Source organism: Tardiphaga sp. 866_E4_N1_4 (assembly GCF_052076075.1).
Lineage (GTDB): Bacteria > Pseudomonadota > Alphaproteobacteria > Rhizobiales > Xanthobacteraceae > Tardiphaga > Tardiphaga robiniae.
Genome location: NZ_CP197242.1, coordinates 6,246,188 through 6,263,539, shown reverse-complemented (window position 1 = coordinate 6,263,539; position 17,352 = coordinate 6,246,188). Strand labels below are relative to the sequence as shown.

General features: G+C 61.2%; 17 protein-coding genes. 10 read left to right on the top strand and 7 right to left on the bottom strand.

What is annotated here, in order from left to right; genetic code table 11:
* Positions 1 to 12: 12 nt before the first annotated feature.
* The gene (ettA, locus tag AB8B20_RS30055; RefSeq protein ID WP_439070772.1) at positions 13 to 1,662 is read right to left on the bottom strand and encodes an energy-dependent translational throttle protein EttA; all 1,650 of its coding nucleotides are present in this window, start codon (positions 1,660 to 1,662) and stop codon (positions 13 to 15) included.
* Positions 1,663 to 1,893: 231 nt separating this feature from the next.
* On the opposite strand from ettA, the gene AB8B20_RS30050 reads away from it, so the two are divergent.
* On the top strand, positions 1,894 to 2,100 hold the full coding sequence (locus tag AB8B20_RS30050) for a hypothetical protein (RefSeq protein WP_175367218.1): 207 nt from the start codon (positions 1,894 to 1,896) through the stop codon (positions 2,098 to 2,100).
* Between the two features lie 114 nt (positions 2,101 to 2,214).
* Entirely contained in the window at positions 2,215 to 3,174 is a 960-nt protein-coding gene (locus AB8B20_RS30045; RefSeq protein WP_439070771.1) for a D-2-hydroxyacid dehydrogenase family protein, read from the top strand.
* 81 nt (positions 3,175 to 3,255) lie between these two features.
* On the opposite strand, the gene AB8B20_RS30040 is transcribed toward AB8B20_RS30045, so the two are convergent.
* Positions 3,256 to 4,434 carry a L,D-transpeptidase family protein gene (locus tag AB8B20_RS30040; protein ID WP_439070770.1) on the bottom strand — a complete coding sequence of 393 codons (1,179 nt, stop codon included), beginning with the start codon at positions 4,432 to 4,434 and terminating at the stop codon, positions 3,256 to 3,258.
* 357 nt (positions 4,435 to 4,791) lie between these two features.
* Here AB8B20_RS30040 and AB8B20_RS30035 point away from each other — a divergent pair, with 357 nt between their 5' ends.
* Positions 4,792 to 5,589: a hypothetical protein gene (locus AB8B20_RS30035; protein ID WP_439070769.1), complete on the top strand. Its 798-nt coding sequence runs from the start codon at positions 4,792 to 4,794 to the stop codon at positions 5,587 to 5,589.
* Between the two features lie 12 nt (positions 5,590 to 5,601).
* Here the strand turns inward: AB8B20_RS30035 and sseA are convergent, their stop codons facing one another.
* The 3 genes from sseA to AB8B20_RS30020 form a co-directional block, all read right to left on the bottom strand.
* Positions 5,602 to 6,459, bottom strand: a complete 858-nt coding sequence (gene sseA, locus AB8B20_RS30030) for a 3-mercaptopyruvate sulfurtransferase (protein ID WP_439070768.1) — start codon at positions 6,457 to 6,459, stop codon at positions 5,602 to 5,604.
* A 113-nt stretch (positions 6,460 to 6,572) separates the two neighbouring features.
* Positions 6,573 to 6,986 (bottom strand): rhodanese-like domain-containing protein, encoded by a 414-nt coding sequence (locus AB8B20_RS30025; protein ID WP_439070767.1) that lies wholly within the window; start codon positions 6,984 to 6,986, stop codon positions 6,573 to 6,575.
* A complete protein-coding gene (locus AB8B20_RS30020; protein ID WP_439070766.1) occupies positions 6,983 to 8,164 on the bottom strand; it encodes a vWA domain-containing protein in 1,182 nt (393 codons plus the stop codon). The genes AB8B20_RS30025 and AB8B20_RS30020 overlap by 4 nt, the downstream gene beginning before the upstream one ends.
* Before the next feature lie 304 nt (positions 8,165 to 8,468).
* On the opposite strand from AB8B20_RS30020, the gene AB8B20_RS30015 reads away from it, so the two are divergent.
* From AB8B20_RS30015 to AB8B20_RS29990, 6 genes are all read left to right on the top strand, one after another.
* Entirely contained in the window at positions 8,469 to 10,385 is a 1,917-nt protein-coding gene (locus AB8B20_RS30015) for a diguanylate cyclase (protein WP_439070765.1), read from the top strand.
* Between the two features lie 217 nt (positions 10,386 to 10,602).
* On the top strand, positions 10,603 to 10,845 hold the full coding sequence (locus tag AB8B20_RS30010) for a GlsB/YeaQ/YmgE family stress response membrane protein (protein WP_068732215.1): 243 nt from the start codon (positions 10,603 to 10,605) through the stop codon (positions 10,843 to 10,845).
* A 94-nt stretch (positions 10,846 to 10,939) separates the two neighbouring features.
* Positions 10,940 to 11,782 carry an AAA family ATPase gene (locus AB8B20_RS30005; RefSeq protein ID WP_068732213.1) on the top strand — a complete coding sequence of 281 codons (843 nt, stop codon included), beginning with the start codon at positions 10,940 to 10,942 and terminating at the stop codon, positions 11,780 to 11,782.
* 191 nt (positions 11,783 to 11,973) lie between these two features.
* Positions 11,974 to 13,023 (top strand): aromatic ring-hydroxylating dioxygenase subunit alpha, encoded by a 1,050-nt coding sequence (locus tag AB8B20_RS30000; protein WP_439070764.1) that lies wholly within the window; start codon positions 11,974 to 11,976, stop codon positions 13,021 to 13,023.
* A 4-nt stretch (positions 13,024 to 13,027) separates the two neighbouring features.
* Positions 13,028 to 13,783, top strand: coding sequence for a GntR family transcriptional regulator (locus tag AB8B20_RS29995; RefSeq protein WP_120289000.1), 756 nt, complete (start codon positions 13,028 to 13,030; stop codon positions 13,781 to 13,783).
* Positions 13,784 to 13,794: 11 nt separating this feature from the next.
* Positions 13,795 to 14,772 carry a PDR/VanB family oxidoreductase gene (locus AB8B20_RS29990; protein WP_439070763.1) on the top strand — a complete coding sequence of 326 codons (978 nt, stop codon included), beginning with the start codon at positions 13,795 to 13,797 and terminating at the stop codon, positions 14,770 to 14,772.
* Positions 14,773 to 14,775: 3 nt separating this feature from the next.
* Here AB8B20_RS29990 and AB8B20_RS29985 read toward each other — a convergent pair whose 3' ends face one another.
* Positions 14,776 to 15,915 (bottom strand): MFS transporter, encoded by a 1,140-nt coding sequence (locus tag AB8B20_RS29985; protein WP_439057665.1) that lies wholly within the window; start codon positions 15,913 to 15,915, stop codon positions 14,776 to 14,778.
* Positions 15,916 to 16,118: 203 nt separating this feature from the next.
* Between AB8B20_RS29985 and AB8B20_RS29980 the strand changes: the two genes are divergently transcribed.
* Positions 16,119 to 16,697: a TetR/AcrR family transcriptional regulator gene (locus AB8B20_RS29980; protein ID WP_439070762.1), complete on the top strand. Its 579-nt coding sequence runs from the start codon at positions 16,119 to 16,121 to the stop codon at positions 16,695 to 16,697.
* Between the two features lie 3 nt (positions 16,698 to 16,700).
* Here the strand turns inward: AB8B20_RS29980 and AB8B20_RS29975 are convergent, their stop codons facing one another.
* The gene (locus AB8B20_RS29975) at positions 16,701 to 17,294 is read right to left on the bottom strand and encodes a GNAT family N-acetyltransferase (protein ID WP_439070761.1); all 594 of its coding nucleotides are present in this window, start codon (positions 17,292 to 17,294) and stop codon (positions 16,701 to 16,703) included.
* Between the last annotated feature and the right edge of the window lie 58 nt (positions 17,295 to 17,352).

Here is a 17,352-nt window from a genome sequence, read left to right as displayed (position 1 = left end):
TGAGAGTTCTCCTCAGCGCGTCAGTTTCTTGTATTTCACGCGATGCGGGATGATCGAATCCTGCCCGAGCCGGCGCATCTTGTCCTTCTCGTAGTCCTGGAAGTTGCCTTCAAACCATTCAACATGGCTGTCGCCTTCGAAAGCGAGCATATGCGTCGCGATACGGTCGAGGAACCAGCGGTCATGGCTGATGATCACGGCGCAACCGGCGAAGTCTTCCAGCGCCTCTTCCAGCGCACGTAGCGTGTCGACGTCGAGATCGTTGGTCGGTTCGTCGAGCAGCAGGACGTTGGCGCCGGACTTCAGCATCTTGGCGAGATGCACGCGGTTGCGCTCACCACCCGACAATGCACCGACTTTCTTCTGCTGATCGCCGCCCTTGAAGTTGAACGACGAGCAGTAGCCGCGCGAATTGACTTCCTTCTTGCCGAGCAGGATCAGTTCGTTATTGCCCGAGATTTCTTCCCAGACAGTCTTCTTGCCGTCGAGCGCATCGCGCGACTGATCGACATAACCGAGATGAACGGTCTCACCGACGGTGATCGTGCCGCTATCGGGCTTCTCCTGACCAGTGATCATCTTGAAGAGCGTGGTCTTGCCGGCGCCGTTGGCGCCGATGACGCCGACGATACCGCCGGGCGGCAGCTTGAAGGTCAGATCGTCGATCAGCACGCGATCACCATAGGCCTTGGTGAGAGCTTCGAAGTCGACGACGTTGTCGCCGAGGCGCTCGGCCACCGGAATGGTGATCTGCGCACCCTGGGTCTGCTTCTCGCTGGCCTTCTTGAGCAGCTCGTCATAGCGCTGGTAGCGCGCCTTCGACTTGGCCTGACGGGCCTTGGGCGACGAGGCGATCCACTCCTGTTCGCGTTCCAGGGTCTTCTGATGGGCTGCGTCCTCGCGGCCTTCCTGTGCCAGGCGCTTCTGCTTTTGCACCAGCCAGGACGAGTAGTTGCCCTCGTAGGGAATGCCGCGGCCGCGATCGAGTTCGAGAATCCAGGACGTCACATTGTCGAGGAAATAGCGATCATGGGTCACGATCAGGATCGCGCCGGGATAGTTGCGCAGATGGCCTTCCAGCCATGAGACGGACTCGGCGTCGAGATGGTTGGTCGGTTCGTCGAGCAGCAGCAGTTCGGGTGCATCGAGCAGTAGCTTGCAGAGCGCGACGCGGCGGCGTTCACCGCCAGAGAGCTTGGTGACGTCGGCATCATCAGGCGGACAACGCAGCGCGTCCATCGCCTGGTCAACCTTGCTGTCGAGATCCCAGAGGCCTTGCGCCTCGATCTCGTCCTGCAGCTTGGTCATCTCGTCGGCGGTCTCTTCCGAGTAGTTCATCGCCAGCTCGTTGTAGCGATCGAGAACAGCCTTCTGCTTGGCGACGCCAAGCATGACGTTCTCGCGGACGTTCAAAGACGCATCGAGCTGCGGTTCCTGTTCGAGATAGCCGACGCGCGCGCCCTGCGCGACCCAGGCCTCGCCGGTGTATTCCTTGTCGAGGCCCGCCATGATCTTGAGCAGCGTCGACTTACCGGCGCCGTTGACACCGAGCACGCCGATCTTGGCGTCCGGGTAGAACGACAAATGGACGTTATCCAGCACCTTGCGGGTCGGATAGGCCTTGGTCAGACCCTGCATGAAGTAGACGAATTGGCGAGCCATCGTGATCCTTGAAAACCGTCGCGGGCGTGAAAAATGGGTTGTCGCTGATGTAGCGGCGTGGCCCCGAAAGGGCAACCGGGGGTCTTAAGGATTTGGTAACTCTGCACTTCTTCGAGGCAGCCATTATGACAATTAAAACCGCTTTTTAACGACTTCCGCCAAGAGTGCTCCCAGGGCGATCAATCATGCCCCTCGCGACTGAAGTCGCGGGCAGACAGGCGGAGCCTCGTCATGGCGATCATTACATCAGTCCCCTCTTCAGCCGCCGCCGAAACCCGCGCGGCGCGCCCAGGCCTACTCCACGAAATCCGGACGTTCTGGCAGCTGTTCTTCGTCGCCGCCTTCGATCCTTACCGGCCCGAGCAGCATTACATGCGCGGCCCGGGCCCTGCCTGTCGCGCCAAGGACCCGTCCGCGCCGGTCCCGCCCTCACATTAAGCTGATCGCACTGCCGCCGACGATGCAGACGCTTGCGCACGCCCGCGAGGCGCGCAATGTGTCCATCCCCTGACGGCTTCAACACCGTCATCACCACACCGGATGGACGATCCCATGACGCGGCTGCGCTGTGCAATTCTCGACGACTATCAGAACGTGGCCTTGAGACTCGGCGACTGGAGCGTGCTTGACGATCGCATCGAGGTCACGGTCTTCGATAAGCCATTCGCGTCGGCAGACGAGGCAGCCACGGCGCTGAAGGATTTCGAGATCATCTGCGCCATGCGCGAGCGTACGCCATTTCCGCGCGCGATGTTCGAGGCGCTGCCGAAACTCAAGCTGCTGATCACGTCGGGCATGCGTAATGCCGCGGTCGATTTCGAGGCTGCGAAGGCTCGTGGCATAACGGTCTGCGGTACCGCGATGGTGGGCAATCCGACGGCCGGCCTGACCATCGGCCTGATGCTGGAACTGACCCGCAAGATCGGCTTTGAAAACGCACGCATGAAGGCCGGCAAGCCCTGGCAGGTGACAATCGGCGAGGACATCGAAGGCAAGACGCTGGGAATCATTGGCCTCGGCAAGCTCGGCAGCCAGGTCGCCGGCATCGGCCGCGCGCTTGGCATGAAGACCATTGCCTGGAGCACCAATCTAACGCCCGAGGCCTGCGAAAAAGCCGGCGTGACCTATGCCACCAAGGAAGAACTGTTCGCTCAGGCCGACATCATTACGATCCACCTCGTGCTGAGTGATCGCTCACGCGGATTGGTGTCACGGGCGGATCTCGCACGAATGAAACCAACCGCCTATCTCATCAACACAGCACGCGGCCCGATCGTCGACGAAGCGGCGCTACTTGAGACGCTACAAGCCGGGAAAATTGCCGGTGCCGGCATCGACACCTATTCCCACGAACCGCTGCCGCTCGACAGCCCGTTGCGCAAACTCGACAATGTCGTGATCACACCGCATCTCGGCTACGTCACCGCGGAAAACTATAAGCGGATCTATGCAGAGATGATCGAGGGCATCGGCGGCTGGTTGAACAGCGCCCCCGTCCGCAAGCTCAACTGACGCAAGCGTTCAAAGCGCAAAAGAAAACGGGCGCTGTGTGATCGCACAGCGCCCGTTTTTCTTGAAATCAGCTGAAGTAAATCAGCGAATGCTGACCGGGGCCGGTAGCGGCTGAACGGATGTCGGCTGGGTACCGGGCAGCGGCGCCGGCGCGGCGCTGGCGCTCGGACCGGGCACCGGCTGCGCAGAGGCGGTCGTTGCCGGAGCCTTGCCCGGCATCACCACCACGCGGGTACCGACCTTGACGCGCTCGAACAGATCCGAGACGTCGTCGTTGAGCATGCCGAAGCAGCCAGAGGACACCGACTTGCCGATGGTCGACGGCTGGTTGGTGCCGTGAATACGATAGACCGTCGAGCCGAGATACATCGCGCGGGCACCGAGCGGATTACCTTCGCCACCCGCCATAAAGCGCGGCAGATAAGGCTGACGCTCGATCATCTCGGTCGGCGGATGCCAATCCGGCCACTCCGCCTTGCGAGTGATCTTCTGCACACCGTTCCAGGTGAAACCATCGCGGCCGACACGGACGCCATAGCGCATCGCGCGGTTGTTGCCGAGCACATAGTACAAATAGAAGTTCGGCGTATCGACGACGATGGTGCCCGCAGGCTCCTTCGTCACGAAATTCACTTCCTGCCGGCGGAACTGCGGCGGCAACTGCGCCGGACCGGTTTCCGGCTGATCTTCCGGAGGCAATGAAGCCACCATCACCGAGCTGCCATTGGCGCCCAGACCCTGTCCCTGCACCGAGCCGGTCACAGGGGCACCCTGCCCGCCCATGCCTTCAGGCGGACGCACTGCGCCATCGCCGTTGCCACGGTTCGAATAGACCACCGCGGGCGGCGCCATCGGGCGACCGTAACGCGGATCGTCGGGCGACATGACCGGGCCCTGCGGCATGGCGCGATCGGAATAAACCGGGGCAGCACCAGCAGGACGACCGTAGCGCGGATCATCCGGAGACATCACCGGGCTCTGGGGCGCAATTCCGGGCGCGGACAGCCCCGTCATCGGCCGGCCACCACGAGAGGGCGGCGCGTCCTCTTCGTCGAGTGCGTCAAAGTCCGGCATGGCGTCCAGCGCGCGATCGGCGCGCGAATTGGCCGGATAGCCGCCCGGGGGATAGTTGGGATCGGCCGGAATCGAATAGCCGCTTGGCGTGCCCACAGGATAGCCCTGCGCCACCGCAATCGAATGACCCGCGACGCTACCGAGAGCCACGGTCGCCAATGTCGTCAAAACACGCTTGATCATCATTGCCCTTGTATAAGCTCAAGCAAAAACCGGAACATGCCGTCAGATCGCGCAGGATAGCGGCGCATTCAAGACAATTCCGGAAAAAAGCTTCCCATTTCGGTCATATTCGCGAGATCACACGCCGGCGTGGCTATCTTGCCTCACCCCCGCTGAAATCACTGCTCAGGAATGCGTCCTCAGTTGTGCACTCACTTTTTAACAAACGGTTCCTGAGGCCGTGCGTTATCCTCAAATGGTCCTGATTCGCGACGCTTTGGCGGCAGCCGATTCTGCGGAACGGGCCGCTTCCAGTGTTGTCACCGCGTCCCCGTCGTTCGAAAGCCTTCCACGGTCTGTCCGAAGGCGGAACTGCCATTCATGCTTCCGGGTTTCCGATTTCTGTTCGCAGCCGTCCTGCTCACAGTCTCGTTGGTGGTCTTCGGCCTTGGCGCCGCAGCCCTGCTGCGCTCTGCCCATCAGGAATTCGCGACCATTCCGACCAGGCGCGCGGCGCCGACCGTCTTTGCGCAGCCGCCCGTCGAAGCTCCGCCGACATTGGCCATGCTGCGCGTCGAGGCAGCAGCCCCCACCCCTGAGACTGTCGCGCCGCCAGCGGTTTCCGTGACATCGGCGGCAGAACAAGTGCCCCCCATCGCGGCTCCTGCGGAGCCGGAAAAGATCACATTGCCCGAGACCGCCGCGGCCCCGCCGACGCCGGCCGCACCGACAGTCGAGATGACTGCCCCGGTGGTGGTGGCGACGCCGAAGCCTGAAGTTCCAACGAAGTCGGAAGCAACGAAGATCGAAGAACGCGAACCTCTAACGACGGTTGCCGTCGCACCAGCGACCTCCGTCGAACCAGTTGCTCCCCCTCTTCCCGAGCCTGCCGCCGTTCCAGCACCAGCCGCCGCAGCAGAGGTTGTAGCGGGGCCACAACAGACGGCCACGCTGACCGACGATGATGCAAAATTGGCTTCGACGAAAATTGCGATGCTGGGCGGACCGCCCATCGATACCGAGTCGGTTCCACTGCCGAAAGCGAAGCCTGCTGCGGAGCCCGCCAAGAAGATCGTGAAGAAGCGCATCGTCGTCAAAAAGCGACGTGTGGCCGCCAGGCCTATGGCGGCCGCTGCACCACAGCCGACCGACCCGTTCGGATTGCCGGTCGCGCGCTGATCTCGACCCCGGTTACGCCGGTCCGGTCGCGACGGGCGGACCGTCGGACTGCCCCCATTCCGACCACGAGCCGTCATAGAGCGCTGAACCGCGCACGCCGAGACGATAGAGCGCCAGCGTCAACACCGCCGCAGATACGCCCGAGCCACATGTGGTGACGATGGGCTTGTCGAGATCGAGCCCCGTGCCGGTGAAGGCTGCGCGCAACTCTTCAAGCGGCTTCATCGTGCCGGTCGCAGCGTCGAACAACAGGTTGTAAGGCAGGTTGCGGCTGGCGGGGATGTGACCGGAGCGAATGCCCGCGCGCGGTTCAGGGACACTTCCCTCGAAGCGATTGGCGGCACGCGCATCGATCAATTGCTCTTTGCGCGAATCCAGATTGGCAACGACCTGCGCCTTACTGCGAATATACGACTTGTCGAGTGTGGCGCTGAAAGTGCCAGGCTTCGGTGACGACTTTCCGGTTTCTATCGCACGCCCCTCGGCCTTCCATTTCTTCAACCCGCCATCGAGCACCTTCACATTGGCGTGGCCGTAAGAGAGGAACATCCACCACGCCCGCGGCGCCGCGACCCAGCCACCCGCATCATAGGCGACGACCGTATCATCAGAGGAAATGCCGAGCGCACCGACATCGCGCGCAAACTGGTCGGCAGCCGGATACATATGCGGCAGCGACACAGAGTGATCGGAGACCGCATCGACATCGAAGAACGCCGCGCCGGGAATGTGTGCCGCCAGATAATCATCGACCGGCAGCGGCAGCACGCCGGGCATCTTGAACGATGCATCGATGACCTTCACCTTGGGATCGCCGAGATGCGCGGCGAGCCATTCGGTCGAGACGAGAGGATCAGTGCTGGATGTCATAGTCTCGTTCCTGCGTTGCCCATTTCAGGTGTCGTTGCCGGACTTAATCCGGCAATCCATCTCTTCGGAAAGAAAGACGGGCACGCGGGTCCAGCCCGCGTGTGAAGACGGTGTTATGATTTGGCCTTCGGCTCGACCTTCTCGACCGCACCGCCGGCATTGCGCCAGGCGGTGAAGCCGCCGCCCAGATGCGCCACGGGCTTCAGGCCCATACCGGCAGCGGTCTTGGCCGCCAGCGCCGAGCGCCAGCCACTGGCGCAATGGAAGATGAACTTCTTGTCTTCCTGGAAGATCGGCTTGCCATAGGGACTTTCCGGATCGATCCAGAATTCCAGCATGCCGCGGGTGCAGGAGAACGAGCCCGGGATCTTGCCTTCGCGCTCGATCTCACGGGGGTCGCGGATATCGACGATAACGACATCCGGGCTTTCCGCCGCTTTCATTACGTCCTCGACGCTCATGGTCTCGATCTGCGCGTTAGCTTCGTCGAGCAGTGCCTTGTAGCCGTGGGTAATCGTCTGCGTCATGCTTTCCGCACCAGTTCCTTCATTGCACCTTCGAGGCCTTCAATCGTCAGCGGATACATCCGTTCCGAGAATAGCCGCCGAATGATGGTCGTGGACTCCGAGTAGTCCCAGTGCCGCTTGGCGACAGGATTGAGCCACACCGCATTCGGATAGGTCTGCGTGATGCGCTCCAGCCAGACCGAGCCGGACTCTTCGTTCACATGCTCGACCGAACCGCCGGGCACCATGATCTCGTAAGGCGACATCGAGGCGTCGCCGACGAACACGATCTTGTAGTCATGGGCATATTTGTGCAGCACGTCCCAGGTCGGCGTGCGGTCCGTGAAGCGGCGTTTGTTCTGCTTCCACACGCCTTCATAGAGGCAGTTGTGGAAGTAGAAATACTCCATGTGCTTGAATTCGCTCTTCGCCGCCGAAAACAGTTCCTCGACTTGCTCGATATGCGAATCCATGGATCCGCCGATATCGAAGAACACCAGCACCTTGACCGCATTGCGCCGTTCCGGCCGCATATGGACGTCGAGATAGCCGTGATTGGCGGTCTCCCGAATCGTGGTGTCGAGATCGAGTTCATCCGGCGCACCGGTGCGGGCAAACTTGCGCAGACGGCGCAGCGCCACCTTGATATTGCGGATGCCAAGCTCGACATTGCCATCGAGATCCTTGAACTCGCGTTTGTCCCAGACTTTCACCGCGCGCCGGTGGCGGCTCTTTTCCTGGCCGATACGGATGCCTTCGGGATTGTAGCCTTCGGCGCCAAACGGTGAGGTCCCGGCGGTGCCGATCCATTTGTTGCCGCCCTGATGACGTTCCTTCTGCTCTTCAAGGCGCTTCCGCAGAGTTTCCATGAGCTTGTCCCAGCCCATGGCCTCGATCTGCTTCTTTTCTTCCTCGGTGAGATATTTCTCGGCGAGCTTCTTCAGCCACTCGGCCGGAATCTCCGCCTTTTCCATGGCGTCGAGCAGGCTCTCAAGCCCCTTAAAGACCGTCCCGAACACCCGATCGAACTTGTCGAGATTGCGCTCGTCCTTCACCAGCGCTGCACGGGACAAATAGTAGAAATTCTCCACCGACCGATCAGCGAGGTCGGCGTCGAGCGCCTCCATCAGCGTGAGATATTCGCGCAGGGTCACCGGGACCTGTGCATCGCGCAGCGATGTGAAGAATTGCAAGAACATGATTGACAGATTGCCCGACCACCCGCGTCCGTCAAGGGCCGGATGTGGTAGAAGCCTACACAGCTCCGTGGCGCGCCATCGCGGCGCACATCCGAAATAAGCGAGATTTGTCAGTCAAACCGGGGCGAATTCCGCTCCGCGGCATGGTGATGCAATCCTTTGTCAGATTGCAGGTATTTGTTTCAACAATTCCGGCGTCAGTAACCACGCAGCGCGGTGTCCCGCCATCGGCGGGCATTCTTAGCTATCGTGAAAGCAACGACGGCCATGGTGATGGCCTGTTTTGCTGTCAACATAGAATCGAATGACCGTACCCACGACACTGACCAGCAGTTCGCCGAGCCGACTCTCCGCGCCAGGTGTGATCGTCACGCTGTTCGTGCTGGCGATGAGCGCGTGCGTGCTCGGGCTTGTCGTCTGGAAGGCGCTCGATGCCCGCCAAGCCGTGCTGGCGCAAAGCGAGACCGACAGTCGAAACCTCGCACATTCGCTGGTCGAACATGCTTCGCGCTCGATACAGGCCATCGATATCGCCGTGAGCGGGATGGCAGATCTGCTGAAGTACCAAAACCCGCAGCCGGATCGCTTCAACACGTTTCTGGCCAATACGGCGAATGCACTGCCACAGCTCCGCGAAATCGGTGTATTCGATACGCTGGGGAACTGGCGTTATTCCTCGTTGCCGGAAACGCCAACGCACAATAATTCCGACCGCGACTATTTCATCTATCATCGCGATCACACCGACTCTAATATCAGGATCAACGCTCCCATCACGTCGCGGCTAACCGGCCGCACGTCAATCATCCTGTCGAAGCGGATCGACGGGCCCGACGGCACCTTCAAAGGTGTGCTGACGGGCGCAATCGACAACCAGTACTTCAGCGATTTCTACAAAACATTCCAGATCGGCGAGAGCGGCGGCATCAGCCTGATCCGAAGCGACGGCATACTGCTGATTCACTGGCCATCGATGGAAGTTGGGAAGGACCTCTCCGGAACTCAGCTCATTCAGACCCGTCTGAAACAGAGTCTGGCAGGCTTTTACAAGATCGATTCGCCGTTCGACGGCATCACCAAATATTTCAGCTACGAGCAAACCACGCAGTATCCGCTGATCGTCACAGTCGCGATTCCGGAAGATCAGGTGCTGGCGATATGGAAGAGCAATCTGCTCTCCGACGTTATCGTTGCTTCAGTCCTGCTCTGCACCGTGATCCTGCTCGCCGCCCTGCTATCGACCCAGTTTCGCTTCCGGCTCAACATGGAACACGCGCTCCGCGAGCGCGAGTCCCATTATCGCCTGCTTGCCGACAACATCGCTGATGTCATCATTCTGCTCGATCGCTTCGGGAACATCGTCTTCGTCTCGCACTCGGTCGAACTCGTCCTGGGACACAGTCCGAACGCGCTGCTCGGGCGGTCCTGCTTTGAACTGGTGCATCCGGACGATGTCGAAACCGTGAAGGCTGCCAGCGCGCAGCTTACAGATCTCACCGCAAACCGCACGGTGATCTTCAGGACCTATCGCCACGACAAGTCACTGGCGTGGATAGAAGTAAACTTCAAGCTGGCCATGCGCGCGACGGATCGCGAAAAGGTCGAGATTGTCGGCGTGCTGCGCGACGTCACCTTGCGCAAGAGGATGCAGGACGAGTTGACCGCGCTGAATTCCAAACTCGCCGAACTCGCGACCACCGACGGGCTGACGGGACTGGCAAACCGGCGCACGCTCGACGGCTTTCTGCGCCGCGCCTATGAGCAGCATGAGCAGATGTCGGTGCTGCTGATCGATGTCGACAACTTCAAGGGCTATAATGACAGCAACGGCCACCAAGCCGGCGACGAATGCCTGAAACGCGTCGCAGCCGTCATTGCCGATGCCACGATCAATACGCCGGCATTGTCCGCACGCTATGGCGGCGAGGAGTTCGCCATCGTTTTGCCGGACGTATCCGAGGCCGATGCGATCACTATCGCGGAAGCCCTGCGCCTTCGGGTCAGGGCATTGGAGATTCCAAATATGGCATCAACCCGTGGCCACCTGTCGATCAGCGTCGGCGTCGCCAGCCGGAACAGCCCAACCTCCAACGAAGCCGTCCTGGTCGGCGAGGCCGATCTGGCGCTTTATGAGGCCAAACGACGTGGTCGAGATTGCGTTGTCGCCAATTCGGCGCTGCAACGCGAATATTTCAGCGCGGGCTTTTCGCACAACGGCTGATCCGCCAATTGCCGCCAGACCGCCCGGCTTTTCCCCGCCATGATATGTTCTTCGTCATCGCAAAAGGTCCCGCGAAGTGCCCGGAATGGTGGCTGGACCTGACCAATAATTCAATTAAACTTCGCCCGGAAACGTGCCGGCTGGCCAAATTGGCCGACGGCTGATGATCACAACAGGAATGGCGCGTCACTTGATGTCGCCCGCGAAGGATTGATCCATGGGAATTCTCGCAGCATTGCTGATCGGTGCCATTGCTGGCTGGTTGGCCGGGTTGATCGTTCGTGGCGCCGGCTTCGGCCTGCTCGGCAATATCGTGATCGGCATCATCGGCGCACTGGTCGCTGGCTGGCTGCTGCCGCGCCTGGGTGTGAGCCTTGGCGTCGGGGCGATCCGCGACATCATCAACGCCACCATCGGCGCGGTGATCGTGCTCGTCATCCTGTCGCTGATCCGGCGCTGACGTCGCATCTCCTCACTCTGCGATCGCCTACCGCGATTCCCATCATTTTCGGCGGCGCGCGTCCGCGCGACAAGAAGAACAAGGCAAAGTCTCCATGAAATTTACCGGCACCGAAAACTATGTCGCGACCGATGATCTCAAGGTCGCGGTCAATGCCGCTATCGTGCTCGAACGCCCGCTGCTGGTGAAGGGCGAGCCGGGCACTGGCAAGACCGTACTGGCCGAAGAAGTCGCCAAGGCGCTGGGCGCACCGCTGCTGACCTGGCACATCAAGTCGACCACAAAGGCGCAGCAGGGCCTGTACGAATACGATGCCGTCTCGCGCCTGCGCGACAGCCAGCTCGGCGATCCCCGCGTCTCGGACATCGGCAACTACATCAAGCGCGGCAAGCTGTGGGAAGCTTTCACCCATGCAGAGCGACCGGTGCTGCTGATCGACGAAATCGACAAGGCTGATATCGAATTCCCGAACGACCTTCTGCTCGAGCTCGACCGCATGGAATTCCATGTTTACGAGACCGGCGAGACCATCAAGGCGGCAAAGCGCCCGATCGTGATGATCACATCGAACAACGAGAAGGAATTGCCCGACGCGTTTCTGCGCCGTTGCTTCTTCCACTACATCAAGTTCCCCGACATCGACACCATGAACCAGATCGTCGAGGTCCACTTCCCCGGCATCAAGCATCGCCTCGTCGCCGAAGCGATGCGTATTTTCTTCGAGGTGCGCGATGTGCCCGGCCTCAAGAAGAAGCCATCGACGTCGGAACTGCTCGACTGGCTGAAGCTGCTCGTCAATGAGGATATGTCGCCGGAGATGCTGCGGGAGCGCGACCCGCGCAAGCTGATCCCGCCGCTGCACGGCGCGCTGCTGAAGAACGAGCAGGACGTGCACCTGTTCGAGCGGCTGGCGTTTTTGAACAGACGGGAAGTCTGATCCACCATCGAGGTATACAGCCTTCACGGAAAACCGCCCTCACGGGCGGTTTTTTAATACCTATTTTGCAAGTATTAGCCGATTTCGGTATACACTAATGGTTCTCATCCCGATTTTAATGGGATATCGTCCATTCAAACGCTGGCTCTGTATACAAACAGAACTCAAGAATTGCACCACGGAGGAATACGATGCCCGCTTCATTCCCGCTGAACGCCTGGTACGCCGCCGCCTGGGATGCCGACATCAAGCACCAGCTTTTCCCGCGCACGATCTGCGGCAAGCATGTGGTGATCTACCGACGCTCCGACGGCGGCGTCAGCGCGCTGGAGGATGCCTGCTGGCACCGACTGGTGCCGCTCTCCAAGGGACGTCTCGAGGGCGACACGGTGGTCTGCGGCTATCACGGCCTGAAATACAACGCGCAAGGCCGCTGCACCTTCATGCCCTCGCAGGAGACCATCAATCCCTCCGCCTGCGTGCGCTCCTATCCCGTGGTCGAGCGGCATCGCTTCATCTGGCTGTGGATGGGCGACCCGGCGCTGGCAGATCCGGCACTAGTGCCGGACATGCACTGGAATGACGATCCGGAATGGGCCGGCGACGGCAAGACGATTCACGCGAAGTGCGACTACCGCCTCGTGGTCGACAATCTGATGGATCTCACCCACGAAACTTTCGTGCACGGCTCCAGCATCGGCCAGGACGACGTCGCTGAATCTCCTTTCGATGTCACCCATGGCGACAAGACCGTCACCGTGACGCGCTGGATGAAGGGCATCGAAGCGCCGCCATTCTGGGCCGCGCAGTTGCGCAAGCCCGGTCCCGTCGATCGCTGGCAGATCATCCACTTCCAGGCGCCGAGCACGGTGAATATCGACGTCGGCGTCGCACCGGCCGGAACCGGCGCACCGGAAGGCGATCGTTCGCAGGGCGTCAATGGCTTCGTGCTCAACACCATGACGCCGGAAACCGAGACCACCTGCCACTATTTCTGGGCCTTTGTGCGCAACCACCGCATCACCGAGCAGAAGATCACCACGGAAATCCGCGAAGGCGTCGCGGCGATCTTCCGCGAGGACGAGATCATTCTCGAAGCGCAGCAGAAGGCGATGACCGAGAATCCGGACCGCGTATTTTACAACCTCAATATTGATGCCGGTGCCATGTGGTGCCGGCGGGTGATCGACCGCATGGTGGCCAAGGAAACTACGCCACCCAAACTGCAGGCGGCGGAGTGAAATCATGAGCGAACGCGATACCGAACGCTCCGTCTCGCAGACCGTCCGCGCACAGCTCGCTCTGCGTGACATGATCCTGTCCGGCACGCTGCGCTCGGGCGAACGCATCAGCGAGCTGCAGGCCGTGGAGATCACCAGCGTGTCGCGCACGCCGGTGCGCCTCGCACTGGTGCGTCTGGAAGATGAGGGTCTGCTGCAGGCGATCCCCTCCGGCGGCTTCATGGTGAAGGCGTTTTCCGAGCGCGACATTCTCGACTCCATTGAGCTGCGCGGCACGCTGGAAGGCCTCGCCGCCCGCTTCGCTGCGGAGCGCGGCGCCAGCGCCCGCAACCTTGAACCACTGAAAGAATGTCTGTCGGATCTGGATCAACTGGTGCGGCAGGATCCGATCTCGGTGGAAGCCTTCTCTGCCTATGTCACCATGAACGCCCGTTTCCATGCGCTGCTGACCGATCTCTCCGGCAGCGCGCCGGTGATCCGGCAGATAGATCGTGTTTCGGCGATGCCCTTTGCCTCGCCCAGCGCCTTCGTGATGGCGCAGTCAGCGCTGCCGGAAGCGCACAACATCCTGCTGATCGGCCAGGAACATCACCGCATCGTCGTCGACGCCATCGAGAATCGCGAAGGTGCGCGCGCCGAGGCGATCATGCGTGAGCACGCGCGGCTTGCCGTGCGCAATCTGCGGCTGGCACTGCGCAATCGCAATCATCTCGACCTGCTGCCTGCACTGGCATTGCTGACCTCGACACCGGCGGATTGACGGAGACCTTCATGCGTTTTGCAGAACACTGGATGGGATGCCGCGTCGAGGCCACCCGCAATGTGGCGCCGAACATTCGCGAGATCACACTGAAGCCGGATACACCGCTGCCTTCCTACCCTCTCGGCAGCCATATCAATGTCAGCCTCCTGATCGACGGCCAGCCACAGACGCGATCCTATTCGCTGGTGGGAGAACGCAGCAACGAGTTGCTGCGTATCGCTGTGCGGCTGGCACCGGATAGCCGCGGCGGCTCCAAAGCCATGTGGGCACTGCAAGTCGGCGCGCGGCTGGAGATCTCCAGCCCGTCATCGCTCTACGACATCGACTGGAATCGTGGGACATACTGCCTGATCGCCGGCGGCATCGGCATCACCCCGATCACCGGCATTGCCGCAGCGCTCCACAGCAAAGCCATCGATCTGCAGCTACACTATGCGGTGAAGGCTCGCAGCGAAGCCGCCTATCTCGATGAACTATCGACGTTGCTCGGCGACCGCCTGACGGTGCACGCCAGCCATGAAGGTGCTCGACTGGATTTCACCGCGACCTTTGGCGCCCTGCCTCCCGATGCCATCGTCATCCTCTGTGGCCCGATGCCCATGTTGGAAGCGGCCCGGCGCGAATGGAACGCCGCCGGACGCGCGCCCGCTGATCTGCGCTATGAAACATTCGGCTCCAGTGGTCTCCTGCCGACCACGGAATTCCGCGTCCGGCTGAAGGATAGCGGTGCCGAGATCGTGGTGCCGCAAAGCCGCTCGATGCTAGCAGCGCTCAACGAGGCCGGCTTCGAGGTGATGTCGGACTGCGAACGCGGCGAATGCGGGGTCTGCGCCATCGATGTCCTCGCCATCGACGGCGAAATCGATCATCGCGACGTGTTCTTCAGCGATCACCAGAAGAGCGGCAACACGAAGATTTGTCCCTGCGTCTCGCGCGTCGTCGGCACGGTGACGGTGGATACGTTGTATCAGCCGGACGCTGTCTGACCGTCAGCGTTCACCGCGCAGCGACGCAATCATCGACATGATCGCGAGCACGATGACCACGGCGCCATAGACATAGGCCACGACGGCCAGTCCGGCATATGGCACAGCCACACCTGCAGCGAGTGCCGGCAGGCTGAAGGCCAGATAGGACAACACATAGAACGCCGCCAGCAAACCAGCGCGCTGATGCGCCTCCGCGGTCGGCAGCAGCGTGCTCAGCGAGCCGGCGAAGGACGCGCCAAAGCCGAAACCTGCGATCACCGAACCGGCAAACAGCATCGCAACGCTGTGCTGCCAGATGCCGAGCAGCGAGACGAGGACGCCCAGCGACAGTGCGGCCGTGCCAATCACCAGCAACCGCTGCGCCGGAAGCTGCCGAAGGGCGGCCACGGTCAGTGCTGCAGCGAGCATCAGGGTCGCGACCACGACGCCGCCGACCCAAGGCGCGGAGACGCCCATCGTTGTCGCGACCACCGTGGGCATCAAGGACAGACTGAAGCCGCCCAACGCCCATGTGGCGACGGTGGCCGGTGCAACGCGCAGCAGCGCGGCGCGCGATTGGCTGGGCACGCGCACATGCGGCCGCAGCGAGGCCAGCGCTCCCGATTTGCGCGACACGGTCTCGGGCATCACGAACAGCAGCACAATCATCACAGCCGTCAGCGCGAATAGAACCTCATAAACCAGATGCAGCGGATCGGGCGCGAAGGTGACGAGCGCCGCCGCGCCGAGCGCGCCGACCATCAGGCCAAGAAAGGCGGTCACGCTGTTGAGGAGCGGTCCACGCTTGCGGTCAGTATCGAGGATCGCAGCACCCAATGCCGTTGTCGCCGTGCCGACGCACAGGCCCTGCACGGCACGCGCGAGGATCAATTGCCCGACATCACTGGCATAGGAGAACAGCACCATTGCGATAGCATTCAGCAACAGACCGCCGAGAATGACCGGACGGCGTCCGACATAATCGGACAGGCCGCCGACTGTCAGCAGCGCGGCCAGCAGGCTGATCGCATAGACCGCAAACACCAGCGTGATCATCAGCGGCGAGAGGTGCATCGACTGTTGGTAGAGCCGGTACAGCGGCGTCACCGCGCTGCTGCTGGCCGCGACCAGCGCGGCCCCGGCAAAACTGAATGCCGTCATGGCCGATGGCTTCAACACCCAACCGGCTCTGGCTGGTGATGCTTGGGCATTGGAAACACAGGTCTTTTCGGCACTGCCTTGCATAGCTCATTCCTAAAAGCTAAATAGTTGCATTAGGCATCTAGGTCGCACGAGACCTTAATGCAAATATTTTGCGTTAAGAATCTCAGTTTTTTGCACATGTGCGACCGTGGGAGACCGATGTGACGGTGAAGGAACGAGTCCGGATTGGTGGACGCAGCGCGCGGATACAGAGCGCCGTGCATGATGCTGTCCGCAAATTGGGGGCTCTATCCACCCGAAACCAGATCACCGTGCCGCAAATCGCTGCCGAGGCTGGCGTAACGCCGTCGACCATCTATCGGCGCTGGGGCGATCTCTCCGCGCTGCTCGCCGACGTCGCCGTGGCGCGGCTGCGGCCGATCGCAGATCCCGACGACACTGGTGCGGTCGAAACCGATCTGCGCGCCTTCATCGAGCAATATGCCGAAGAGATGTCGTCCCCGGTCGGCCAGGCCTTGATGCGGGACGTGTTGTCGGCACTGAAGGAGGGACTGCCCAGCGCCTGCGCGGGCTTCACCTGCGATCACCTCACCACCCTTAACGCACGCGCCAAAGCGCGCGGCGAGACGCCCTTCGACATCGACGAGGTGATTGACCATGTGGTGGCGCCGATCATCTATCGCGCGCTATTCAGCGAACAGATACCGACACCCGATTATTGCAATCGCCTGATTGACCGGATTTATCCGCCTGCCCGCAAGCGACGCACCGCCGTCTGATCGTCAGCGCGGCTTCTCGTCCAGCTGATAGGTCAGATGCGCCTTCACCGTCGGCCATTCGCCGGGCAAGATACTATAGACAACCGTATCGCGCAGCGTGCCGTTCGGCGCGATCTGGTGATTGCGCAGGATGCCGTCCTGCTTGGCGCCGAGCCGCTCAATGGCGCGACGGGACTGATGGTTGAAGAAATGCGTGCGGAATTCCACCGCGATGCAATCCAGCTTCTCGAACGCATGCCCGAGCAACAGCAGCTTGCACTGGGTGTTGAGCGCGGTGCGCTGCACCCACTTGCCATACCAGGTCGAACCGATCTCGACCCGGCGGTTGGCGGCATCGACATTCATATAGGTCGTCATGCCGGCAATCTTGCCGTCGGCATCTTTCACCGTGAATGGCAGCATCGCGCCTGATGCCTGCAGAGCGAGCCGACGGTCAATCTCGGCGCTCATCTTTTCGGGCGTTGGGATCGCCGTGTACCAGATCTTCGAAAGGTCGCCTGACTTGGCGGCCTCGATCAGGCCATCGCAGTGATCTTTGGCAAGAGGTTCGAGCCGGGCGTGAGGTCCACTGAGCGTAACGGGTTCAAGCCACGACATCGATCGTTCCTTCATTCTAGACGCGCGATCGGACGCAAAACCGGCTTCCACTTTTGCT